The sequence below is a fragment of the Fibrella aquatilis genome (assembly GCF_017353255.1).
Taxonomy (GTDB): Bacteria; Bacteroidota; Bacteroidia; order Cytophagales; family Spirosomataceae; genus Fibrella; species Fibrella aquatilis.
Genome location: NZ_JAFMYU010000015.1, coordinates 33,508 through 57,680, shown reverse-complemented (window position 1 = coordinate 57,680; position 24,173 = coordinate 33,508). Strand labels below are relative to the sequence as shown.

The 24,173-nt window shown below is 53.6% G+C and carries 18 protein-coding genes; 5 read left to right on the top strand and 13 right to left on the bottom strand.

The genetic code is table 11. From position 1 onward, the window contains the following. Window positions 1–106: 106 nt before the first annotated feature. The 6 genes from J2I48_RS17755 to J2I48_RS17730 all read right to left on the bottom strand — a co-directional run bounded on the left by J2I48_RS17755 (window position 107) and on the right by J2I48_RS17730 (window position 7,008). Window positions 107–1,111 carry an STELLO glycosyltransferase family protein gene (locus J2I48_RS17755; protein ID WP_207336826.1) on the bottom strand — a complete coding sequence of 335 codons (1,005 nt, stop codon included), beginning with the start codon at window positions 1,109–1,111 and terminating at the stop codon, window positions 107–109. 122 nt (window positions 1,112–1,233) lie between these two features. Next, entirely contained in the window at window positions 1,234–2,007 is a 774-nt protein-coding gene (locus tag J2I48_RS17750) for a glycosyltransferase (RefSeq protein WP_229376444.1), read from the bottom strand. After that, window positions 1,976–3,646 (bottom strand): hypothetical protein, encoded by a 1,671-nt coding sequence (locus tag J2I48_RS17745; RefSeq protein ID WP_207336825.1) that lies wholly within the window; start codon window positions 3,644–3,646, stop codon window positions 1,976–1,978. Before J2I48_RS17745 ends, J2I48_RS17750 begins: the two co-directional genes overlap by 32 nt. A gap of 97 nt (window positions 3,647–3,743) precedes the next feature. Further along, entirely contained in the window at window positions 3,744–4,862 is a 1,119-nt protein-coding gene (locus J2I48_RS17740) for a glycosyltransferase (protein ID WP_207336824.1), read from the bottom strand. After that, the gene (locus tag J2I48_RS17735; protein ID WP_207336823.1) at window positions 4,862–5,935 is read right to left on the bottom strand and encodes a DUF922 domain-containing protein; all 1,074 of its coding nucleotides are present in this window, start codon (window positions 5,933–5,935) and stop codon (window positions 4,862–4,864) included. Before J2I48_RS17735 ends, J2I48_RS17740 begins: the two co-directional genes overlap by 1 nt. A 2-nt stretch (window positions 5,936–5,937) precedes the next feature. After that, window positions 5,938–7,008, bottom strand: coding sequence for a mannose-1-phosphate guanylyltransferase (locus tag J2I48_RS17730; protein WP_207336822.1), 1,071 nt, complete (start codon window positions 7,006–7,008; stop codon window positions 5,938–5,940). A 289-nt stretch (window positions 7,009–7,297) separates the two neighbouring features. Here J2I48_RS17730 and J2I48_RS17725 point away from each other — a divergent pair, with 289 nt between their 5' ends. Next, the gene (locus J2I48_RS17725) at window positions 7,298–10,333 is read left to right on the top strand and encodes a TonB-dependent receptor domain-containing protein (RefSeq protein ID WP_207336821.1); all 3,036 of its coding nucleotides are present in this window, start codon (window positions 7,298–7,300) and stop codon (window positions 10,331–10,333) included. Between the two features lie 108 nt (window positions 10,334–10,441). Further along, window positions 10,442–12,511 (top strand): T9SS type A sorting domain-containing protein, encoded by a 2,070-nt coding sequence (locus J2I48_RS17720; RefSeq protein WP_207336820.1) that lies wholly within the window; start codon window positions 10,442–10,444, stop codon window positions 12,509–12,511. Window positions 12,512–12,537: 26 nt separating this feature from the next. On the opposite strand, the gene J2I48_RS17715 is transcribed toward J2I48_RS17720, so the two are convergent. Next, the gene (locus J2I48_RS17715; RefSeq protein ID WP_207336819.1) at window positions 12,538–13,386 is read right to left on the bottom strand and encodes a hypothetical protein; all 849 of its coding nucleotides are present in this window, start codon (window positions 13,384–13,386) and stop codon (window positions 12,538–12,540) included. Between the two features lie 156 nt (window positions 13,387–13,542). Then, window positions 13,543–14,193: a uracil phosphoribosyltransferase gene (upp, locus tag J2I48_RS17710; protein WP_207336818.1), complete on the bottom strand. Its 651-nt coding sequence runs from the start codon at window positions 14,191–14,193 to the stop codon at window positions 13,543–13,545. Window positions 14,194–14,305: 112 nt separating this feature from the next. Here upp and J2I48_RS17705 point away from each other — a divergent pair, with 112 nt between their 5' ends. Both J2I48_RS17705 and lpcA read left to right on the top strand, forming a co-directional pair. After that, window positions 14,306–16,084 carry a hypothetical protein gene (locus J2I48_RS17705; RefSeq protein ID WP_207336817.1) on the top strand — a complete coding sequence of 593 codons (1,779 nt, stop codon included), beginning with the start codon at window positions 14,306–14,308 and terminating at the stop codon, window positions 16,082–16,084. 101 nt (window positions 16,085–16,185) lie between these two features. Then, complete coding sequence (lpcA, locus tag J2I48_RS17700; protein ID WP_207336816.1) at window positions 16,186–16,761, top strand: D-sedoheptulose 7-phosphate isomerase; 576 nt, start codon at window positions 16,186–16,188, stop codon at window positions 16,759–16,761. On the opposite strand, the gene J2I48_RS17695 is transcribed toward lpcA, so the two are convergent. Genes J2I48_RS17695 through J2I48_RS17680 form a run of 4 tightly spaced genes read right to left on the bottom strand, consistent with a single transcriptional unit; the run spans window position 16,756 to window position 19,730 of the window. After that, on the bottom strand, window positions 16,756–17,820 hold the full coding sequence (locus J2I48_RS17695; RefSeq protein ID WP_207336815.1) for a phosphotransferase family protein: 1,065 nt from the start codon (window positions 17,818–17,820) through the stop codon (window positions 16,756–16,758). The two genes, lpcA and J2I48_RS17695, sit on opposite strands and share 6 nt — an antisense overlap. A gap of 15 nt (window positions 17,821–17,835) precedes the next feature. Then, entirely contained in the window at window positions 17,836–18,252 is a 417-nt protein-coding gene (locus J2I48_RS17690) for a PIN domain-containing protein (RefSeq protein ID WP_207336814.1), read from the bottom strand. Next, window positions 18,249–18,479: a hypothetical protein gene (locus tag J2I48_RS17685; RefSeq protein ID WP_207336813.1), complete on the bottom strand. Its 231-nt coding sequence runs from the start codon at window positions 18,477–18,479 to the stop codon at window positions 18,249–18,251. The genes J2I48_RS17690 and J2I48_RS17685 overlap by 4 nt, the downstream gene beginning before the upstream one ends. A gap of 12 nt (window positions 18,480–18,491) precedes the next feature. Beyond that, entirely contained in the window at window positions 18,492–19,730 is a 1,239-nt protein-coding gene (locus J2I48_RS17680; protein ID WP_207336812.1) for an acyl-CoA dehydrogenase family protein, read from the bottom strand. Window positions 19,731–19,894: 164 nt separating this feature from the next. Between J2I48_RS17680 and J2I48_RS17675 the strand changes: the two genes are divergently transcribed. After that, the gene (locus J2I48_RS17675) at window positions 19,895–20,509 is read left to right on the top strand and encodes a PDDEXK family nuclease (protein ID WP_207336811.1); all 615 of its coding nucleotides are present in this window, start codon (window positions 19,895–19,897) and stop codon (window positions 20,507–20,509) included. Window positions 20,510–20,590: 81 nt separating this feature from the next. Here J2I48_RS17675 and secA read toward each other — a convergent pair whose 3' ends face one another. Then, window positions 20,591–23,998: a preprotein translocase subunit SecA gene (gene secA / locus J2I48_RS17670; protein WP_207336810.1), complete on the bottom strand. Its 3,408-nt coding sequence runs from the start codon at window positions 23,996–23,998 to the stop codon at window positions 20,591–20,593. Between the last annotated feature and the right edge of the window lie 175 nt (window positions 23,999–24,173).

Below are 24,173 nucleotides of genomic sequence, written 5' to 3'. Positions count from 1 at the left end.
GCAGTTCGTTGAGCCGCTGAAAGAGCGTTCAATACTTATAACGAAGGGGCGGCTCAAATCCGCCAGAGGCAGGGCCGTTTCTTACCGTAAAATAACGACAAAGCACTCAGAAACCCAACTGACGCAGATCGGCTACCCAGGCTTCGACCAGGGGCATTTCGGCTTTTCCGACGTAATTTTTTTCTGTCAACAGGCGGTAGCAGGCCAGCAGGTTGTCGTGCAGGTGTTCGCGGCCGTGGGGCAGGTCGAGCGCGGCCAAATCGGCGCAGATTTGCTTGTTTTGGGTGTAGCCGCTTACCTCGTCTTCAAAATCGCGCATGAGGTTGTGCTCGTTACGTTCCTGCCAGACGGTGGCGTTGTGGAACAAAATGCTCCAGCCGCAGGTCCAGGCCAGCCGTTGAGCTACGTAGCTCCGCCAGATGTCGGTCATGCGGAAACTACAATGCGACGGCAGGTACAACAGCGGAAACGCCTCGGCAAACCACGTGGTATTCTGCGAGTTAAACGCGCACCAGGCCCCTTGGCCCAGGGCCACGCTCTCCCGCTCATCGAACGAAACGGGCAGGGGCATCGTAAGCCGGTAGATGGCATCAACATCGGGGTTTTCGTTGGCTAGCCCCTGTTGAATGGGGCAGTCAACCGCGCCGAGACCTGGCAAGGCGGGCAGGGGGTCGTGCAGGTGTTCGAGGGCATAACCACGGGGCCATATGTACTTGTCGGTGAAGTACTTATACACGTTTGTCCAGCCTGTGTTCATCAGCGGGTGAGCCGACTGTTGCCGATTGCGGTCTTCCCAAAACGGGGGTAGCGGGTAGTTGTCGTCGTCGGTTTCCAGAATTACCCGCGCCCCCTGTTGCATAGCCACGAGGTAGCCCAGGTTTTTACGGCCATAGTGGCGTGTGGGCAGGTTTTCGACCAGGTTAAATGGCAGGGTCAACTGCCGGTCGAGGCTCCAGAAGTCGCAGCCGTCCAGCTCAAACGTAGCGGGCGACTTAGTATCACCCATCACCACAAAATTCACCCCATTCTTTTGCGCATTTTTGGCACAATCGTTTAGCACCGCATTCGGCGCCGCAATAGAGGTTATTATTAGAAAGGTATTGTTGTTCATATTTATTGAATGTACAATGTATAATGAACAATGATTTCATGCTATAATGTAACCAATGCAAATCCATTGTTCATTGTACATTATTCATTGTACATTGTTCATTATACATTGTACATTATTTTTCACTCAATCAACGCTGCTTTACCAGCAAGGCGCAATTTGAAGTAATGCCAAAGCGTTGACAATGAGTTTTTTATGGCATTTTCAGAAACGCTTGGCGATGGGGCGCGGTAATGAATCGGAATTTCGGCAAAACGTTTTTTACGTAACAAATAACGCAGTTCTGTTTGGTAAAAATGAGCCGTCGATTTTAAGGGATAGGCCATAAACTCGGCGACCACATTCGCGTGAAATCCCTGGTAGCCCGACGTCATATCCTGCATAGTGCTTCCCAGCAATATATTAGATAAGTACGTGCCAATTTTCGACAAAAACGTACGTTTGAAATTCGATTTATAAATCGAACCGCCGTTGATAAACCGACTGCCAAATGCGCACTCGTTACCCTCGTTTAACACGCGTAAAAACATGGGTATGGCGCGTGGATCATGCGAGAGGCCCGCATCCATTTCAATGATGATGTCGTGTCCGTTGGCAAGGGCCTCACGGTAGCCGCGGAGGTACGCGTGCACGATGTTACGGTTTTCGGGTGCCCAAATCGTGACGAATCGATCATCCCGCGCCGACAAAGCCCGCGCCATTTCCAGCGTCCGATCTTTGGTCACGTTGTCGATAACCATATACACCCGGCCCGACTGAATTTTGTCCAACTCAGCAGCCAGGGCAGCGGTGTATTCGTCGAATTCGTTTTCTTCGTTTGCCATCGGCGTCACGATGGCGAAATTGCTTTGGTAGAAAAACACGTCAGGGGAGGCGGGTAGAATGGTTGGCGGCAACTAACTCGTTTTTGACCAGCACACAGCGGTCGGGTTGGGCTTCTTCGGCAGGTGAAACAGGGTAGCGCGTGAACCCCAACGAACCTGGATCGGCTACTAATTGGGCAAAATACGTGTCTTTGCCGTATTCGGCCACCATTTCGGGGCGCATATAGACGCAGTTAATCTTGCGTTCGCGCATAAATGCCTGCATGTCTTTGGGGCGATACTGTTCCAGAAAATCGAAGTCCCAGTTTTCGCCGAGGTACAGTTTATAGAGCAGCGGCACGCTCCCGATCATGTTGACTTTTCCCTGCGCCGGTATCTGTTGCAGGCCCCTGAGCAGGTGGGCCGTGGGTTGTGGTTTATCCTGCTGAGCCACCTGCCAATGAGGCCAGAGGAACAGGCCAAGCAGCACCAGCATGGCCCCAAAGACCAGCAGGCGAGGTTGCCGGGCCAACAGTGGCCGCACAGCCCAGTCGCGAATAAGCACACCCGCCAGCGGAATGTAAACCAACAAATGGAAGACCACGTAGTGTTCGCGGGGGTAAATCAAGGTGCAGGAAATAAGCGTGGGCAGGATGCAGATGAACACGCAACCCCAGAACCAGCCATCGCGTTGAAAGCCCGCCCGCCAGTTACTAATGGATTGCCGCCAGTTGGTCAGGCCTAAAACCGCCACCAGCAAAGCTAAAATCACATACCGCCGCCCCGGAAACACCAGCCGCGAGAGCCAGGGCGTCACGAGCACGTCCTGCACCATCTGCCCAGTCATCTTTACTAGGTTGATCAGGTTTTGGCCAACGTGTTTGAGAAACATGCCAGGGTTGAGCGCAAAGGCGTCGCCCATAGACGTGATGTCGCGGCCAAACCCGGCACGGATGAACTCCTGCGAGTGCATCCAGGGCGAAAAGGGAAATTCGGGGTGCCAGGCGGCATAGTTCAGCGCGAAATGCTGCCCAAACGCAATATGACTCCGGCCACCCGCCAGCGGAAACCCCAGCCACAATACCAGCGCACCCGCCAGCCCAATCAGCGCAGCCAGAGCGTAGGGAGGCGTGATTTTTTGGCCCAGGCGGGTAGTTGTTTTACGTCGCTCCCACAGCCAGTAACCAACGGCCAGGATGCTCAGCAGCGTAAAGGCCAGGTAAAATTCGGGACGGCCGTAGGTGGCCAGCAGCGCACCCGTCCCGGTGGCCACCAGTTTGCCCAGCGGCGAGGCGGTTCGGTTGGCCACAATAAGCCCGCCCATCAGCCAGAGCATGGTGAAAATTGACACCTTGAGGGCCAACGGGAAGTTTAACGGGGAGAACAAAAAGAAAACCGAGAGCCACACACTCGTTGGTACGCCCACCCGCAGGCTACGCAGCAGGGCGTAGAAGCCCAGCCCCGGCAGCACCGACATAATGGCCCAGCTGACGTAGTAAGTGTCGATAACATTGTGTGTAAATGCCTGAATGACAATATACCACAGGCTGAAAAGCGGGGCCATTTGTGTGGGTGGCAGGTTGCGCCAGGTTGCGTTCAGGCCGTTACGGAAATACACGTCATCGTCGGTAGCAACGACGTCTAATCGGTGGGTGATGTGGTAGATGAGCACCCAACTGCTGAGCAGGACAACCAATAAGCCAAGAAGATCGCTACGTCTCTTGCCGAGCATCGGACAAAATTAAATGAAGGCGCAAGTTAGCGGTTTTCAGGCTTATGCCCCGAAATATGAGCAAGCGGAGGCCGCAGCAAGCACCGTTTGCCATCACTTAATCCCCCAAAACCACCTTATAAAATGCGCGTAGCTTGCCGGCCTCGGTTTGCCAGTTGTAGTGTTGCGCCACGGCCGCGCGGCCGCGCTCACCCATTTTTTGGGCTTCACCGGGGTGCTCGATCAGGTACTGAAGCGCGTCGGCAACGGCCACGGGGTCGTAGGGCGAAACACAAAACCCGCACTGATGGCGTTCTACTACGTCTTTGTACAACGGAAAATCGGCGGTGAGCACGGGCAAGCCAAGGGCCATGTATTCAAACAACTTGGTGGTATAGGATTCGGGGTAATCGCCAATGGGTTTCAGCAAGGCCAACCCCACCACCGACCCACCCACTTTGTGCAGGGCCACGCGCTGATCGGTATAGCCGTGGAAGCAAAGTCGGTCGCGTACGGCCAAATAGTTGGGGTCGGCAGCCAATGTACTTTGCGTAAACGTCTGACGACCATAGAGTTCTACCTTAAAGTTAACCCCTCTTTCCTGTAAATTCGCAAAGGCCGCTAGTAGCGTATCGAAGGCCCGTTCCATGCTCAGCCAGCCAATGTAATAGAACGTAAATGGCTGATGAAGTGGCCGATACGATTTCCGAAACGGCTCGAGCAGGGGGAGCGATGCGTAATTATAAATCACCACCGACGGCTTGGCCAGGTTGGTATAGGTGGTCAGGTAGCCATGCTCGGTGAAGATACAGTAGCAATGTCGCCGGGCTAGTTGGTCAAGGCGGGCAAAGGCCCATTCGAGCAGCCAACCCCGGTTTTTCTCCTTCAGGTGCAGCTTTTTAAACAGGTTTTCCTGCACCTCATAGATCAGCCTGGCCCCCCGCAGCCGAAACAAAAACGCAAACGGGATGAACTCGGGCACGTAGAAATGCACCACCTCGGGCCGGATTGTCCAGCACCGCCACACAATCAGCGGGCAGGTGAGCAAGATGCGCCAGATGACGCTTCCGTAGTAAGGCAACGAGACAAACCGCACGTCGGGTGCCACGGCGGGGTCGGCATCGGGAATAGCACACCATACGTCGTAGTCAGCCGCCAGCGTGGGGCATTGTTTGTACACAATGCGGGGGTCGTGGGGGCGGTGGGCCGTAGTAACGTGCAGGACGCGGGGCTTCATTAGTAGCCAAAACTACGCAACTCGGCGTCAATTTGGCGGTTCCAGTGGGCCTGCGCGGCCTGATTGATGCCATGAATGGTTTCGGCGTCGTAGCGCTGCTGCCGTTCGCCCAGGGCGCGGTACATCTCGATATACCGGTATTGGATGTTGCTGTTGTAGTCGTTGAGCGACAGGCTGTCGGGGTTCAGCGCTTTTTTGAATCGCTCCATCGCCAGCCGGGCAATGTCGAAATGGCGTTGTTCGTGATTCAATGCATAGTCGTTATGGCCTACTTCTTTCACCCACGACTGGCTCTTAATCATGAACACTTTTAGCTTCAGCAGCACCTTGATCTTACCTTTCTCCACCACACTATGCCCCTCATAGGCCACGCCAGGCATGATTTGGGCGGCGTAGCGATTGTTGGGCGGGGGTGGTGCCCGGAAATCATCCCAGGTAAGGGCGCGGTCAGGGTCGTAGAAAACGGTGTCGCTGCTGGCCGGAGTACGGGTTTTCACGTCCGTGACCGAGATCGTTAGCCCACCGGCGAGGGCCGGATAGCTCTCGGCCTGCTTGTTCATGAAATTGTTAAGGTACTTTAGCCCCTCGTTCAGGCTTTGCCGGATGGTTTTTTCAATCACATCGGTCTGTCCCGGCGGGCGTTGGTAACGGGCATTACCGGCGTAGGAGATTAGCGACAGGTTTTCGTCTTCGCGCCGCACATCAAACGCTAGGCCCAGTTCCAGCTTACCATTAATGCTACCCCTCGGCCCGGGCGTTTCGGTCAGCCTGCCCGCCGTGATGCGCAACACAATGGGCCGGAGTTTGGTATTCCGCCGCAGGCTTAGAGTAATGTATCGTTCAATGGCCGGGCCGGTGCCGCCTTCCAGATCAATGGCCTCGACAGGGCGGTCAGGGCGCAACATAAGCTGCGCAAACGCCGACTTCACAGGCCGCTGATCTACTACGTCGGCAATGTAAAATTCGGTGGGGACAAATGGCAGGACTTCTGCCCGCAGGACAATGACGGGTACGGGCGCAGTAGCCACCAAAAGCAGGGGAAGACTAAGGAGTAGCTGTCGGAGCAGGTGCATCGTCAGACAAACTCATTACCCCGCTCTTTGGCATCGGCCACAAATTCCTTCACTTTCTGTTCTTCTTCCTTACGGCAGATCATCAGCACGTTGTCATACTCGGCCACAATGTAGCCGTCTAATCCATTGACAACCACCAACCTATCCTTCGGTGTTTTGATAATGCAGTTCCGCGTGTCGTAGAGCAGGATATGTCCGTCAACCACGTTCAGGTCATCGCTCTTGTCCGACACCTCATACAACGACTTCCACGTGCCCAGATCCGACCAGCCGAAGTCGCTGAGAACCACGTGAACGTTGTCGGCCTTTTCCATGATGCCGTTGTCGATAGAGACGCTTTTGCAAAGCGAATAGGCTTTGTTGATAAATGATGTTTCGTCGGAAGTATAATAGACGGCTTCGCCTTCGGCAAAAATTTCGGCGGTTTCGGGCATAAACCGGGCAAAGGCTTTTTTGATCGCCTGCACGTTCCAGACAAAGATGCCCGCGTTCCACACAAACTCGCCTGACTCCAGAAACTGCTTTGCCAGTTCCAGATGCGGCTTTTCGGTAAACGTTTTCACCTTTCTTACGTCACCGTTGGTGTTGGTCAGGTACTGAATGTAGCCGTAACCGGTGTCGGGGCGACTGGGTTTAATGCCCAGCGTCACCAGCACGTCGTTGCCATGGGTAGTAGCCAGGGCCGTACGAATGGTGTCGCGAAAGGATTCTTCCTTCAGAATAATATGGTCGGCGGGGGCCACCACAATATTGGCCTGCGGGTCGCGCTGGGCAATCTTATAGCAGGCGTAGGCAATACAGGGGGCCGTGTTGCGGGCCACGGGTTCGCAGAGAATCTGATCGTCGGCCAGTTGCGGCAGCTGCTCCTGACAAATGTCTTTGTATTTGCTGCTAGTAACGATATAGATGTTTTCGGGCGGGCAGATCCCATCGAACCGGTCGGCGGTTTGCTGAAGCAGCGTGCGACCAGTTCCGAGTACATCATGAAACTGTTTAGGGTAATTGCTGCGACTGAACGGCCAAAAACGTGTACCCACGCCCCCGGCCATAATGATGATGTATGTATGGTTCATGCTTGACAATGCTTACCGCAAAAGTAAGGCAAAGGTTTTTGGTGGGGGCAGAATCTTAGCTAAATGGTGAGCAGTAAGCTATTACACGTTTAGCAGCTGTGTACCAGGCAGACAAGTGCTACCCATACCTGAACTTTAACATTACCAGTAATAGCCTGACTATAAGCCGTTTAGCTGACCTTATATGAGTAATGATTTTGCCAATTCTAATATTAAATTGTACGTAACTAACATAGTCTGTAGTTTTATTGCCTGAAATCAAACTTGTAACTACTTTTTTACTTTTCCTATGTCGAGACACGTACATTACCGTATCTTATCTACCGGCCTGCTTCTACTGCTTTCATTAGCAGCGTGGGCACAAACCAAACTATCGGGGCAAGTTACCGATGCCGCCGGTCAGCCCCTGCCGGGCGTGAGCCTAACCGTGAAGGGTAAAGTGTCTGGTACTATCACCGACACGAAGGGCAACTTCAACCTGTCGACCAACACAGCACCACCATTTACACTGATTGTAACATCGGTAGGGTTTAAAACAGAGCAGGTCAACGTAACCGGCAGCAACGCCAACCTCAGCCTAAAGCTGGACGAGCAGGCATTGCTGGGTCAGGAGGTGGTTGTAGCCGCCTCACGCGTGGAAGAAAGCGTGATGAAATCGCCGGTATCTATTGAGAAAATGGATTTACGAGCTATCCAGAATGCGGCTGCTCCCAGTTTCTACGATGCGTTGCGCAACTTAAAAGGCGTAGAAGTAAGCCAGCAAAGTCTTACGTTCGGATCTATAAACACCCGTGGTTTCACCGGAAACGGTAACGTCCGCGTAGTGCAAATGATCGACGGAATGGATAACCAAGCACCAGGTCTAAATTTTGCAGTCGGCAATATTGCTGGTATCTCCGAGCTTGACCTGGAAAGCGTAGAGCTGCTTCCCGGCGCAGCTTCTGCTCTTTATGGCCCCAACGCTACCAATGGTCTGTTGCTTATGACCAGCAAGAGTCCATTCCTATATCAGGGATTGAGTGCTCAAGCGAAAGCTGGTATTATGCAGGCAAGCAACCGTGTGAACAAAGACGGCTCGGCTCAGGGGGCAACGCCTTTTTCTGATGTCGCCATTCGTTACGCCAAGGCATTCAATAATAAACTGGCTTTTAAACTGAACGCGAGTTACCTGCAAGCTAAAGATTGGCAGGCTACCGACTACCGAGACCAGAGTTTTAACAACGGTAGTACCCCAGGGAATCCGACCAATTCAGCCAGTAATCCTGGCTACAATGGCATCAACATCTATGGTGACGAGAACTCGTCTGGAGCCGGATTAGCCAGCCTACGCACTACTTTAGGCCAAATAGTTGGTTTGGGTTCTACGCCCGCTGGTTTAGCACAACTAAATGCGGTAAGTCCGGGCTTGGCCCAATTGGCAGGTGGTATCAATCAAATTCCGGCGGCTCTTCGGACCAACCTGATTAACGATGTATTGCTGCCCAATGTAACGGTAAACCGCACAGGCTATCAGGAACGTGCACTCGTTGATTACGATACAAAATCGCTGAAGCTAAGTGGTGCGTTGCATTACCGGTTCAACGATAAGTTGGAAGGTATTTTGCAGGCGAACTGGGGATCTGGCACTACTGTATACACTTCATCTGACCGTTATTACATTAAGGATTTTGTGTTAGCTCAATACAAGGCTGAATTACGTGGCACAAACTTCTTCGTGCGTGCTTATACAACGCAGGAACGGTCAGGCGATGCTTATGCGGCAGGTATTCTAGGTTCTTATATTCTGGAAGGCTGGAAGCCCAGTGCACCAGCTGCTAGTGCTGGGTTAGCCGGCGCTGCCTCTGCTTGGTATCCACAATATGGTCTAACCTACGCAGGTGGCGCTTTTCAGGCATTTGTTCCAGCTTTTCAACAAGCCCTGGCCGCAAATCCAAGCAACCCTTTAGCTGCTTATCAAGCCGCCGCTACCGCCGTAAACAACCCAGCTGTTACAGGACAAATACACGCAGCAGCACGCGGTGTAGCCGATGCGGGTATGCCAATGCCAGGTTCAACCCAGTTTGCGGCATTAGCTGGGGCAATTACCAGTGCTCCAATTGCCAAAGGGGCCAAGTTTCTTGACAAAACAAACTTGTACCATTATGAAGGCATGTACAATTTTCGTGACCAGATAGACCCGAAGATTGTGGATTTATCCGTTGGCGCAAACTATCGGGTGTACTCGCTTAACTCAGGAGGAACCTTATTTTTGACTAAGGCAGATGGCAGCGAGTACGACATAAGTGAGTATGGCGGTTATTTACAAGCCATCAAGGGGTTAGGTGATCAATTAAAAGTGACAGGCTCAATTCGGTATGATAAGAATCAGAACTTCGACGGACAGTTTAGCCCCCGTATTTCAGCCGTATTCTCGCCAAGCAACAGCCAAAATTTCCGGGCGAGCTATCAGACTGGTTTCCGCATCCCAACTACACAGAACCAATACATCAACTTGCAGACACCGGTTTCTTTGCTGATTGGTGGCTTGCAACCCTTGATTGATCGGTACAAACTGAACGATGGACAATCACGAATCTTTGGTTCGCAAACAGCAGCTAACCCCGGTGGTACACCCTATACCCTTGGCGAATTCAAACCAGAACGCGTATTGACGTTTGAGGTCGGCTACAAAGGTTTAATTGCCCAGAAACTGTTGGTCGATGCTTACTACTACAACAGTACATTGCGCAACTTCATCAGCGGTGTGGTGTTGCTTAGCCCCAACGTCGTGAGCAGCACAGGTGGTCAAATACCTATTTCGGCACCAGTCAACTATGGCAAAGATATTTCCTATCAGGGCTTCGGTATTGGTTTGGAATATGCACTGCCGAGTAACTTCCTGCTGTCAGGAAATCTTTCTAACAACACGTTGAATGCAGGCGGCGTTGGCCTTTTTAGTTCTGAGAAGAATCTGAATGTACTAGAAGATGGTACTCAGATTGGCTTTAACACACCGAAGTACCGTTACAATATTGCATTCGCTAACCGCAATATTAGAAATAGCGGGTGGGGCTTCAACGTTACATACCGGTATCAGCAGGCAACATTGTGGCAGGACCTTATTATGCCAGCTGTAGCCAGAACATCAGCCTTAAACCAACAAATTATCATACCCGCCTTTGGTACACTTGATGCTCAAATCAGCAAACGCATTCCTGGCATTAAATCCATCCTTAAGTTAGGTGGGAGTAATATTCTGCAACAAGAGTACAGAACTGGTTGGGGCAACCCAACAATTGGCTCTATGTATTACCTCTCTCTCTCATTTGATGAGTTGATGCGCTAAAGCATTAATATGCCATCGCTTAAAAAGGGAAGTCCTAATCAGGGCTTCCCTTTTTTGTATCTTCGCCAAAGGCCGCAACACTGGCGCAGTTTGTGCGGGAAATACCATATGACGAAACGTTACGGGCTTCATTTAGCTGTATGGCTTACCACACTCAGTTTGTTGCTGCCGTTGGCGTTTGGCCAACCGGTAATAGCACAAACCAGTAATACGCTGCCCACTATTCCGTGGGTGGCCACGCTCCCCGCCGAACCCCTGGCCATTGCCGCCGACGGCCCCCGCGGGTCGTATGTACTGCTGCGGGGTAACACGATCCTCCAACTCGACACCAAAGGCAAAGAACGCTGGCGGCAAACCTTCACCGACTGGCCTACTATACAGCGCATTGTCACCGACGGGGCAGGGCGGCTGACCGTAACCGGGCCATTTACCGGGCAGTTTACCATTGCCGATTCTACCTATCAACTCGAAGAAGCATTTCAGCGTAGTACGTTCGTGGCCCAGTTCGACAGCACCCACGCCCGCCGCTGGGTAACGTACGTTTTGGCCCGGGCGGGCCTGCTGTCGCAAGCTACCAGCCTGGCCACCGACCAGGCCGGTGCGGTGTTTGTGTATGGCCGTGAGTCGCAGCGGGGTGGCCCCCTGCTGGCCCATTTCGACGCCGACGGCCGCTTTATCGACGCGCAGGCTTACGGTGCACCCATCATTCCGGCGCCAGACCCCGGCGTGGTGGTGGCCGATGCAAGTGGTCATGCCCGCCTCACCATCTCCGAACGTTCGTCGCGTACGACCTATGGCCTGCTGGCCGCCACCGACGACGATGACACCCTGCGCTGGCAGACCTACCTGCACACGGCCCTGGGTGCCGACGCCGCCAAACGCTACGATACGGAACCTATTGGCCTGGCCCTCGATAAACAGGACAATGGCGTGGTGCTGGCCAACTACACCCTCCGCGACCGGCTGGTGGGGCTAACGCTGGAAACAGGTCAGCTGCTGCTTCGCTACAACGGCGATGGGCAAAATCAATGGGTGAAAACCGGCGTAACCCGGCCTGATTCGGCCATTGGCAGCAAGCTGGTAGTTGACCCGGCGGGGGCGTTTGTGGTGGCGGGGGGCTATGATGGCCCCTATGACCCACAGACCAATACCTACGGCCCCGCCGATTACTTGAGCCTGGCGGGCTATGCCCCCACCGGCCAAATTCGCTGGACGTACCGCCTCAATGCCACCAACGGCAACGACCGCCTTATAGGCACCGCCCGCGCCGACAATGGGGCGCTGCTACTGCTGGGTAAAACCACCGGCACCCTCCCGCTTGAGTCCATGACGCTGACGGCTTCGGCCACCGCGCCTGCCTACTACCTGGCTAACCTGCAGCCATTTCAGCTACGCCCCGCTGCTGGGTCGGTAACGCTTTGCGCGGGCAGCACGGCCACAATAAAAGGCACGTATCGGGGTTATTTCGAGCAGGCACCTGTGCTGCAACTGTCTGATAATAAGGGCAGTTTCGACAAAGCGCAGCCTATTGTGAGTGTGCCCATTGGGGTGCCGGGCAACCTGTTTTCGGTCTCCGACTTCGCCCTGAGTATTCCGCTGGCGGCTAGTGCTACCCCCGGTGCGGGCTACTTGCTGCGGGCCATCTCGCCCCTGCCCATCTATACCGGCGACCCTGTTTCGGTGACCATTGCCGTGGCTCCACCCACGCCCCGTATTGCCCAAACCGGCGACGAACTGGGCATCAGCGGCAGTGTTACGGCGGGGCTTACCTACCAGTGGTACAGCAACAATCAGGTGCCCGTGCCCGGCGCTACCGGCCCCACATTTAAGCCCACCAGTGCGGGGGCCTATTTCGTAGTAGCCACGGCCAATGGTTGCGGGTCAGTACCGTCCGAGGCTTTGAATTACGTAATTACGGCCACGGAAACCGCGCCTACCATTACGGTATACCCCAATCCGGCTACGCACCAACTCTGGGTGCGCTGGCCCTTTTCGGCCAATCAGCCCCAAACAGGCTACTTGCGCCTCACTACCCTGACCGGCCAAACCGTACGACAGCTTCCACGCACGGGCGAACTAACCGAAGTCCCCTTAACTGACCTAGCCGCTGGTTTATACCTGCTTTCCATGCAAGCCAATGGCCAGCCCGCCGAGGTGCACAAAGTGTGGGTTAAGTGAGTTTAAAGTCCAAGGTTTAAACTCACTTAAGGCATTCCCAGCACGAGGTTGATGATTTGCCGCCGGTCGCGAACCATGAGCACGATCTTCTTAGTGTCGAAGTAGGTGAGGCGGTAGCGGCCGGGGGTAATTTCGGTGCCACTCACGGTTACGAATACCTGCCCATTTTCGTCGGTTACGCTATCGATGTGGGCCACGGTGTTATTGAATGTCTTGCTGATCTCGGTGCTGTTATTACCCAGGCGCTGAGTTTCCCACAGGTAGAAATCGCGGCCTGTACCCAACTGGGTCATGAAATCGGCGTAGCTGGGGCGGCGGTTGCTGTAGGCAATACCCGACAAAAACGTTTCAGTGCTCCGGGCCGACTGAAACCGCGATCCGTATAAATTGCCGTTGGTGGCCTGGTCGGTCAGGAACACCACGTTGCCACCCAGCATAGCCGTTTCCATCCTAAGCTTATCAAAGGCCCGGTTCTTCACCTTGTTCACGTTCGAAAACTCGGTAGTGCCTTTGGCTTTGGCGTTGACGTCTTCGAGCTTATAGAGACCCTTTATCTCCGATTCGAGCTTCGAGAGGACCACTTTCTCCCAGTCGTCGCCACCCGTGATCGGGTTCAGCGCAAGAGCCTCCGTAAACGATTGCACCCGCCCCGATTTATACTTGACCCGATACACCGAATTTTTGAAGACCGTGTTGACTACATCTTCATTCGGATACGTATAGCGGATACCCGTTTCGGTGATTTCTTTGACGTTTACGGCCAGCGTACCCTCATTGGTATAGACCGAATCGACGGCGGCCGACTGGGCATTAGCCACAGTTGTCAGCAGCACAGCCCCCAATAGCGCAGGGGCAAGGTGGTTGAGTGTGAACATGATTGCGTTGAGCTTTACTGCATTAAAAATACATTCTCAACGAAATTCAGACGTTAAATGAGGTATAAAAATTTTGGATTTTGGATTTCTCGTCACCGACCTATATCCCCGCAGGTCAGTGACGAGAAATCCAAAATCCCCAATCCAAAATCTCCTTCACACTTTCCCCCCATAGGCCAGATCACCGGCGTCGCCGAGGCCGGGCACAATGTAAAAATGATCGTTGAGGTGACTGTCTATAGCACCGAGCCAGAGGTGGCACTGCGGCATACGGTTTTGTACGAAACGGACACCTTCGGGTGAGGCAAAAGCAGCGGCAATATGCGTTTGGGCCGGAATACCGTAACGCAGCAAGGCATGATATGACTTTTCGAGCGACCGGCCCGTGGCTAGCATAGGGTCGATCAGGATCAGCGTGCGGCCGCTTAGGTCGGGGCTGCTGATGTAATCCATCTCGATCTCGAAATCACCCTCGTTGATAGCCCGCGCCGAGCTTCGGTAAGCGCCCACAAAGGCATTGTCGGCCCGGTCGAACACGTGCAGAAAGCCCTGGTGGAATGGCAGGCCCGCCCGCATGATGGGGGCCAGAATGGGTTGTTGCAATAGCGTTTGGGTGGCGGCTGGGGCCAGCGGCGTTTGTACGCTACCGTTCTGGTAGGCTAGTACCCGCGAAATCTCGTAGGCCGTCAGTTCACCCAAGCGTTGAAGGTTATGCCGAAACCGAAGCCGGTCGGTTTGGAGGTGAACGTCGCGGAGTTCGGCAATGTACTGGTTGGCAACTGAGGGTTGCTGAGCGAAAACAAACATATGCTGGCTAAGTTTACGGGTAATTTAGCCGTGCCGTTGCCGTAAAGCCAACCGAAACGCCTATTTTTCGCTAGTGGGTAACTGCCACCGTCCGATTTTTCGTCGAGTATCTATGCGCTATTTGTATTGTCTAGCTTGCCTGCTGTTGCTTTCCACGCTGGGGCAGGCCCAAAGTTCGTTTGTTCCCCTGAATCAGGATTATTACAACCTTATTGACCGCTACGAAATCCGGCAGGGGCGTTGGGCCGACAAGTTTCACAGCACCGTGAAGCCCTATAACCGTCAGGCAATCATGCAGCTGATCGACACCCTCGAAACCGGGACCGATGACTACGGCGTGGGTGTGTCGCTGTCGAAAACCGATAAATTCAACATCAATTACCTCCGCGACGACAGCTGGGAATGGGCATCGCCGCAGCCCGTGCGGGCCATGTTTCCGCCCGTGGCCGTGGCCTTTGGTCGCTCTACCGACTCTACGGCCACCCAACCCGTGATTCTCCGCTACGACGAACCTGGCGACAGCCAACGGCCTCTACTGGGCTATTTTTTCCGGAAAAAGTCGGACTTCTTCAGCGTCAAGAACAACGAGTTCGACCTGCACATCAATCCCGTGGTCTATGTGGGCTATGGTAAAGACCAGGCTTTGTCAACGTCGCTATACACCAACACGCGGGGCGTGGAAGTGCGTGGCAGCATCGGCCAAAAGCTGGGTTTCTACAGCTATTTTGCTGATAACCAAGTGGTTTATCCAAAATACGTTCAGGACTACGGTCAGACTTACTCGCTCTATGGCGGCGGTTTCGCACCTGGTCAGGGCGTCGTAAAGACCTTCAATGGCGCGGCTGACTTCATCGAGGCACGGGGCTACATCACGGTCAATGCCTTGAAAATCATTAACATTCAGTTTGGCCACGACCGTAACTTCTTTGGAAATGGCCTGCGTTCGCTGCTCTTGTCTGACAACTCGGCCCCGTATCTATTTCTGAAATTTTCGACCCGCTTTGGCAAGCGGTTCCAGTATACCAACCTCTTTTCCGAGTTGCAGAATGGACAGGTGGTGCTGTCGGGCATTAACCTGTTTCCGCAGAAATTTACGGCCATGCACCACCTCAGTGTAAACCTGAGCAAGCGGGTGAACATTGGCCTGTTTGAAGCCGAAGTATTCAGCCGTGACCGGTTTGATATAAACTACCTCAATCCGGTGATTCTGTACCGCTACGTGGAGTCGTCGCGGGGTAGCGCCGACAACGCTTTTGTGGGTATCGACTTGAAAGTCAACGCTGCGCAGCATTTTCTGTTCTATGGCCAACTAATGCTCGACGAATTTTTGATCAAGGAGATCCGGGCGGCAAACGGCTCGTGGACGAACAAATTTGCCGGGCAGTTGGGCCTCAAATACATCGACGTGGCGGGCATTCCCAACCTCGACATTCAAGGTGAATTCAACATTGCCCGGCCCTATACGTACTCGCACAAGTCGGGGCAGACCAACTACGTACATTACAACCAACCCCTGGCCTCACCCCTGGGGGCCAATTTTATGGAAGGGCTGGGCACGTTGCGTTTTCAACGACAGCGCCTGACCGTCCATGGCACCTTTGGCGTGATGATGAGAGGCACAGACCCACCTAACCGCAACTATGGTAGCAACTTGCTACTCGACTATGAAGACCGTCTGCGCAACTATGACAATTTTGTTGGGCAGGGGCGTAAGCAGATCACGACTTATTCAGATGTACGGCTGACTTACATGCTCAAGCACAACCTATTTCTGGAAGGCCGTTTCCTAAACCGCCAGCAAAGCAGCCAATACATCCCCGACTCCTACAACACCAACGTCTTTAACTTTGCCATCCGCTGGAACGCCCCCTACCGGAGTTGGGTGTTTTAAAAATGGAGGGAAGGAGGAAGGGAAGAAAGGAGGCATGAGGGCTAAAGCGTCGGCACTCCTTTCTTCCCTTCCTCCTTTTCCCCCTTTCCTCCCTTCCTTTCATGACCAACCTGATTCGCGCCGAACTACTTGAAGCACAGACGGTTCTGGATAAATTTCTGGCTAACGAAGCTAACTTGACGGCTATCGATGCGGCGGCTGAACTGATGGCCGGGACGTTGACCAATAACCGAAAGATCATCTCGTGCGGCAATGGCGGCTCCCACTGCGACGCCATGCACTTTGCCGAAGAGTTGTCGGGCCGCTACCGCAACGACCGCCGTTCGTTGGCCGCCATTGCTGTTTCCGACACCAGCCATATCTCGTGCGTGGGCAACGACTACGGCTTCGATCACATTTTCTCACGTTTTATCGAGGGCCTCGGCCAACCTGGCGACGTGCTGTTGGGCCTGAGTACCAGCGGAAACTCGGCCAATATTATCCGGGCCGTGGAAGCCGCCCGCGCCAAAAGTATGAAGGTAGTGTTGCTCACGGGCAAAGACGGCGGCAAACTAGCCGGACAGGCCGACGTAGAGATTCGCGTTGCCCATTTCGGCTATGCCGACCGTATTCAGGAGGTCCACATTAAGGTAATCCACCTGTTTATCTTACTGATAGAAAAGAAGTTAGGGTTATAATTGCCCCGTTTCTACGGCCTGCACTCCTACACCCGATAGTGCCTGTACGCCCGCCAGCAAACCCGAAAAACGCTCGTCTTTGGTCAGTCCCTGTTTGTAGCGGCCATAAATCTGCTGGATCACCACGGCATTTTTAAACAGCCCGAAGACGTAATAATACAAGATGTTGCTTACGTCGCGCCCCGACCGGTCGGCGTAGCGTTGGGCAAATTCATGGCGGGTGAGGTTACCCGGCAACCACGTCAGGTTGAACGACTTACGAAACGGATCATCAGCGGCCTCGGCCCAGTAAGAAAGGCTCGTGCCTACATCCATGAGTGGGTCTCCCACGGTACACATTTCCCAGTCCAGGACGGCCCGGATGGGTTGTTCACGCAGCCTGGTCAGTTCGGCATCCATGACCACGTTGTCGTATTTGAAATCGTTGTGGAGCAGCGTTACGTCAGAGGTCTGGGCAGGTAGGTTGTCGGTAAGGTAACGGGCCAGTTCATTCATAGCCGGAAGGTCGTCGGTTTGGGCGGCGAGGTAACGCTTGTGCCAGCCTTCTACCTGCCGCTGCACATACCCGTCGGGTTTGCCCAGTTGCACCAGGTCGGGTTGTACGGGCAGGGCGTGCAGTTCCACCAGCGTATCGACCAGGGCCTCAGACAACCTGCGCATGGTGGGTTCAGACAACCCCAGCTTTGGTGCCGACTGCGCGCGCAGGATCACACCCGGTACGCGCTCCATAACGTAAAACGGGCAACCAATCACGCTTTCGTCTTCGCAATAAGCCACGGGCTGGGGAATTTTGGCATAACCGGCCTGTTGTAACAGACTCAGTACCCGAAACTCGCGCCCCATGTCGTGCCCGCCCTTGATGGCCTTGGCCCCCACCGGCGGACGACGTAATACATACTGTTTTTTGTCGCAAACCAGCAGATACGTCAGGTTGGAATACCCCCCCGGAAACTGCATCACCTGCGTAATAGGGCCAATGGGGAGGTACGCCTCAAGCGCAGCTATGTTTAGTTCTTCGCCCGCCCGTACAGGGTTTGGGGCATCTTGTTGGATAGTCATGAATCAGCCAAGTATTTACCTGACAAGGTCATCAAAAGGGCGTATCAGATCAAACGATTTAGCTTGCAATCCAGCTATCAATGGCTTATCTGTAGTTAAAAGAGGTAACTGTAATTCTACCGACAAAGCCACATAAACGGTGTCTTTAGGGTCAATGTCAGCGCATAGATCAACTGCATTTCGTAGTGAAGCATTGCTGATTACGTAATCAGGAAGTATAACAACCTTTCTAAAAAACTCAATTGAGAACGTTCTGAGTCGATCTGGATTTTGTCTGGTTTTTTTGAGAATTACTTCCCGGTAGCGTTGAATTTCGTTTAGGGCAAAATCGGGCGTATAGAAGACGCACTGCTCAAGAAGAGACTCGTAGATTTCCTTTTGTCGAATAACTGCGCTGAAAATTACATTGGCATCAATGACGTATTCGTTCATTGCCAATTACGTTTCTGCTTGTATTCTTCCCAAGCATCCTGACGTGCCCTATCGAACTCGTTGTTCCAATCAACACCTTGATTCGCAGCTATATCCATATCCTGCTTAATACTATCGGCAGCTAGTCTAAACTCTTCAGCATGGACTTTATCTTGTATCATCTGCCTAAGACGTTCCTCACCAAGTTGGCGAAGAACGTCGTCGTTTACATCTATTTGAATAGTCATGATTCAATTAGTTTATGACCTAACAACATCAGCGGCTTTGTTTTTCCGCGTATCGAGGCCGTAATTTTTCAGAATGCTCCGCGCCAGAGCTGTTTTGTGTACCTCGTCGGCACCGTCGTAAATCCGAGCACCGCGTTCGTGGCGGTAGTACCAGGCTAGCAGCACGTCGTCGGTGATGCCCATAGCTCCGAAAGTTTGAATGGCCCGGTCAACCACCCGCAGCACCATATTGGCCACGAAGAATTTGATGGCCGAAATCTCGTTGCGGACGGCGGCGGCTCCCTGCTCGTCGATGTTGTGGGCCGTGCGGAGGACCATCAGGCGCGAGGCATCAATTTCGGCCCGGCTTTCGGCAATGAAGCCCTGAATAAACTGCTTCTCGCCCAGCATCATACCCGGCTCGACTTCACGCGTAGCCGCCCGGCGACACATGAGTTCAAACGAGCGTTCGGCAATGCCGATCCAGCGCATACAGTGGTGAATGCGACCCGGTCCCAGGCGTTCCTGCGCCAGCATAAAGCCCATACCTTCGCCGCCAATGAGGTTGCTGTAGGGTACGCGGCAGTTAGTATAGCGCACTTCGGCGTGGCTACCCCAGTGGTCAGACGGGTCGCCCATGATGCTGATGTTGCGCACCAGTTCAAAACCGGGGTTGTCGGTTGGCACCACAATCATGCTGGCCCTTTTGTGGGGCGCGGCGTCGGGGTTGGTTACGGCCATGACCACGGCAAACGCGGCCCCGTCGGCTGATGATGTAAACCATTTGTGGCCGTTAATCACCCATTCGTCGCCGTCACGCACGGCTAAGGTGCCCATTTGCGTAGGGTTCGAGCCGGCAAATTCGGGTTCGGTCATGGAAAAACATGACCGGATATGGCCCTCCTTCAGCGGTTCCAGATACTGCCTTTTGATGTCGTCCGAGGCGTATTTGTGCATCAGCTCCATGTTGCCAATGTCGGGGGCCTGGCAGTTGAATGTGTAATGCCCAAACGGACTGGTAGCCAGCACCTCGCTCACCTGCCCAAATTCGCAGAGGGTTAGACCCAGTCCCCCTTCGTCGATACTGTGTTGCAGCCCCCAAAGCCCCGCCTGACGCACCAATTCGCGTTTTTGGTCAAGAATGGCGGCCACTTTCGAGAAATTGCCCGTCAGGTATTCGCCCGTTTCGAGGGGTACCAGGTGGGTATGAATAAACTCGCGGATGCGTGGAACAAGCTCGCGGGTGTGGTCAGTGGCAAAGATGGCTTCCATGCAAAGGGTGCTGGGTTATGTTGAAATCGTATTATCAAATCTACAGAAAAGAACGGAGTTGTGGCCTTATTAGCTAAGAAGCGGACGACAGGAACCTTTACTAACTGTAGTCCACGTTATTCTGATAGTTCTAAGTTAATTTGGGGATTCTAAATGACAATCGTATGACGGTCCTCAACAAGCCAACCCGCACCGCACGCCGCCCGCATCCCGAGCTGATTTATGAGCAGTGGGGCGGACGAACCTATTATCGGAAGGGCTATACCGACGTAGTAAAAAAACGCAAAACCCCCGCCGAAATCATGGGATCGAGTGGCCTACAGGCTTTTATTGTCAGTTTCATCAATGGTTTTCTATTTAGCCAAATTGACCGAAAAAAATACCGGATGCTGACGAGCGAACCCGGCTTGCATCTTGGCCCCAACGAAAATCTGGCTTGCGACGTGATGATTTACGACCGTGACGTATTGACTAACGACCGCATTAACGTGAAGTGTGTCGATGTGCCACCGCTGGTAGCCATTGAAGTCGATGTACGGGTTGAACTACAAACCGAGGGTGAAATCTCTTATGTGTTCCGGAAAACAGGGCAACTGTTCGCCTTTGGCGTACAGCGCGTTGTTTGGGTCGTTTCCGACCTGAAACAGGTACTGGTTTTCGAAAAAGGTATCGATGCCGTCGAGTATAAAGAGTGGCATCAACCCATCGAGATTATACCGGGTGTGGCCATTAACATCGGCGCGTATCTGGATGAAGAAGGAATTACTACCAGTGCATAGCGACATAAGCAATAAAGAAACGGCCCCGACTCTTATGAATCGGGGCCGTTTCTTTACTAAATCTATGAAGTTTAAAAAATGCTACTCCACCAGCATCGCTTTACCATTCATAAGGTCGTTTTCGATGCTTTTGTATTTCACGTCTTTCTTCACCGTGCCGTCAAGATATTGCACGTTCACGCGGGCGTTGCGGTCAATTTTGGTAGCTCGCACGGGCATCTGCTTCGGCATGGGGGGGGCACCGGCTCCCATCTGATCGTTCATGGCCATCCGGCGGCGGTATTCCTCCGGGCCACTGGCCAAATGGTCATCGTCGAAGTCTTCCATGTTGGTATGCAACTCCGGCTGTGGCGCAGGGCGGCGCTGAACCGGGGCGGCCTGAATCTCCTGCTGGATTTCCTCTTCCTGCTGAGCGGGCAAATCCGCTTTGGTCAGGAAGCTGATCGTGTCGAAGTTGACCTTATTGAGGAACCGCTTGAACAGTTCTACCGACTCGAACTTGTAAACCAGTAATGGGTCTTTCTGCTCGAAAACGGCGTTCTGCACCGATTGCTTCAGGTCGTCCATTTCGCGGAGGTGTTCTTTCCACTCCTGGTCAATCAGCGACAGCGTTACCGACTTTTCCATTTCACGTACTACCTCTCGGCCATTGGTGTCTACGGCTTTGATCAGGTCTGTTACCACTTGCAGCTCGTGCATGCCGTCGGTGAAGGGCACTACGATGTTCTTGATCTGATGACCCTGATCCTGAAACACTTGCGTCAGCACCGGCGCAATTTTTTCGGCAATGGCGTGGTTCTTGGCCTGGTACGATTGTTCCGCTTCGGCGTAGAGGCGCTGTACCAGATCGGCCTTTTTCGTTTTCGTGATGTCGGTCTGCGTCAGTGTGGTGTCGAGCCCCAGTGTGGTCAGCAGGCGCAGCTTGATTGTTTCTACATCGCCTTCGGCATTGTCCACAATTTCTTCCACTACGTCGTAGGTCGTGTTGGCAATATCCAGCGGCAGGCGCTCGCCAAAGAGGGCGTTGCGGCGGCGGTCGTAGATGGCCGTGCGCTGGTAGTTCATCACGTCGTCGTATTCGAGCAGTCGTTTCCGTACACCGAAGTTGTTTTCTTCCACTTTCTTCTGCGCCCGTTCAATCGAGTTCGTAATCATCGAGTGCTGAATCACTTCGCCTTCTTCCAGACCCATCCGATCCATGAGTTTGGCAATGCGCTCCGAGCCGAACAACCGCATCAGGCTGTCTTCCAACGACACAAAAAACTGCGACGTGCCCGGATCACCCTGCCGACCCGCCCGACCGCGCAACTGCCGGTCAACGCGCCGCGACTCGTGGCGTTCCGTGCCAATAATGGCCAGACCACCCGCCGCTTTCGATTCGGGCGTCAGTTTAATATCCGTACCCCGACCGGCCATGTTGGTGGCAATAGTCACAGTGCCGGGCTTACCAGCTTCGGCCACAATTTCGGCTTCGCGCTGATGGTATTTGGCGTTTAGTACCTGGTGCTGAATTTTGCGCAGGCCCAGCATCCGGCTCAGTAGTTCCGAGTTTTCCACCGACGTGGTACCCACCAGCACCGGACGGCCTTTGCCCACCAGGTCTACGATCTCGTCAACCACGGCGTTGTATTTCTCACGCACCGACCGGTACACTTTGTCTTCCTCGTCTTTCCGGCTGATGTTACGGTTGGTCGGAATAGCCACCACGTCGAGTTTGTAGATCTGCCAGAACTCCGATGCCTCGGTTTCGGCCGTACCCGTCATGCCCGCCAGCTTGTGGTACATGCGGAAGTAGTTCTGGAGCGTAATGGTAGCGTAGGTCTGGGTGGCATCCTCCACCTTTACGTTCTCCTTCGCCTCCACGGCCTGGTGTAGGCCGTCCGACCACCGACGGCCTTCCATCACCCGGCCCGTTTGCTCATCCACAATTTTCACCTTACCTTCTTCGATGATGTATTCCACGTCACGCTCAAAGAGGCAATAGGCCTTCAGCAGCTGGTTTACGGTGTTAATCCGTTGTGTTTTTACCGAGTAATCGCGGATGAGCGATTCCTTGTGCAGAATTTTCTCCTGCTCTGTAAACTCGGTGCTTTTATCAATTGCGTTGATATCGATAGACAAGTCGGGCAGAATAAAGAAATTGGGGTCTTCACCGCCGCCCGTGATGTAGTCGATGCCTTTTTCGGTCAGGTCGATGCTGTTGTTCCGCTCGTCGATGGTAAAGTACAGCGGCGCGTCGGCTTCGGGCATGAGCTTCTGGTTTTCGGCCAGGTAGATCGACTCCGTTTTCTGGAGCACCTGCCGGATGCCATTTTCGCTCAAAAACTTGATCAGCGGCTTCAGTTTGGGCAGGCCCCGGTGCGCCCGGAACAAGGCCAAACCGCCTTCTTTATCGTCAATGTTGGCGTTCAGCTTTCTCTTGGCTTCAATCAGAAAATCGTTCACCAGCCGCCGCTGCACATCTACCACACGGGCCACGCGGGGCTTCAGTTCGGCGTAATCCTGCTCATCGCCACGGGGCACGGGTCCGCTGATAATCAGAGGCGTACGAGCATCGTCGATCAGGACGGAGTCAACCTCATCGACCATGGCGTAGTGGTGTTTCCGCTGCACGAGTTCGTCGGGCGTGCGGGCCATGTTGTCGCGGAGGTAGTCGAAGCCGAATTCATTGTTGGTACCGTAAATGATATCGGCCATATAGGCGTTCTTGCGCTGCTCGGAGTTGGGCTGGTGCTTGTCGATGCAGTCAACGCGCAGACCGTGAAACTCAAACAGCGGCCCGTTCCATTCCGAGTCACGCTTGGCCAGATAATCGTTGACGGTCACGATATGCACCCCGCGCCCACCCAGTGCGTTGAGGAACGAAGGCAGGGTAGACACCAGCGTTTTACCTTCGCCCGTGGCCATTTCGGCAATTTTACCCTGGTGCAAGACCACGCCGCCCAGCAACTGCACGTCGTAATGGACCATGTCCCATTTGATAGGCACCCCGGCGGCATCCCAAGTGTTGGCCCAATAGGCCTTGTCCCCGTCTATGCGCACGTTTTTCTTCCGAATGGCCAGTTCACGGTCCAGAGCGGTGGCCGTCACTTCCAGGAACTCATTCTGGGCAAAACGGCGGGCGGTTTCTTTCACCACGGCAAACGCCTGTGGAAGCAGGGCCAGTAACACGCGTTCAAGGTCGGTGTTGCGGTCTTTTTCAAGCCTGTCTACTTCGTTAAACAGCGTTTGCTTATGATCGACGTCCATATCGGGGTTTTCTGCCACCTGATTGCGTAGGTCGGCAATCTGATCGTCGAAGCCCTGTAGTTCGCTGTCGATCTGAGCGCGAAGCTGCTGTGAAAAAGCCCGCAGTTCGTCATTCGACAGGTCTTTTAACCGGTCAAATTCGGCGTTGATCCTGTCAACGTAGGGCAGCAGTTCTTTCAAATCCCGCTGCGACTTGGTGCCGAACAGTTTGGCTATACTCTTGGTGATGAAATTGCTCATTCGTTATAAGACTGGTCGGTTTACCTGACGTTGGCGAGGCCCGACTCGGACGTTACTTTTTTTACAAAATTAACGGATAATGCCCGTAGTTCAACAGATTAGGTGAGGTCAAGAATTGGCCCAGAGTTGCTGCCGGGGCCTTTTTCTGCCAGAATGTCAGCCATAAAAAACGCCC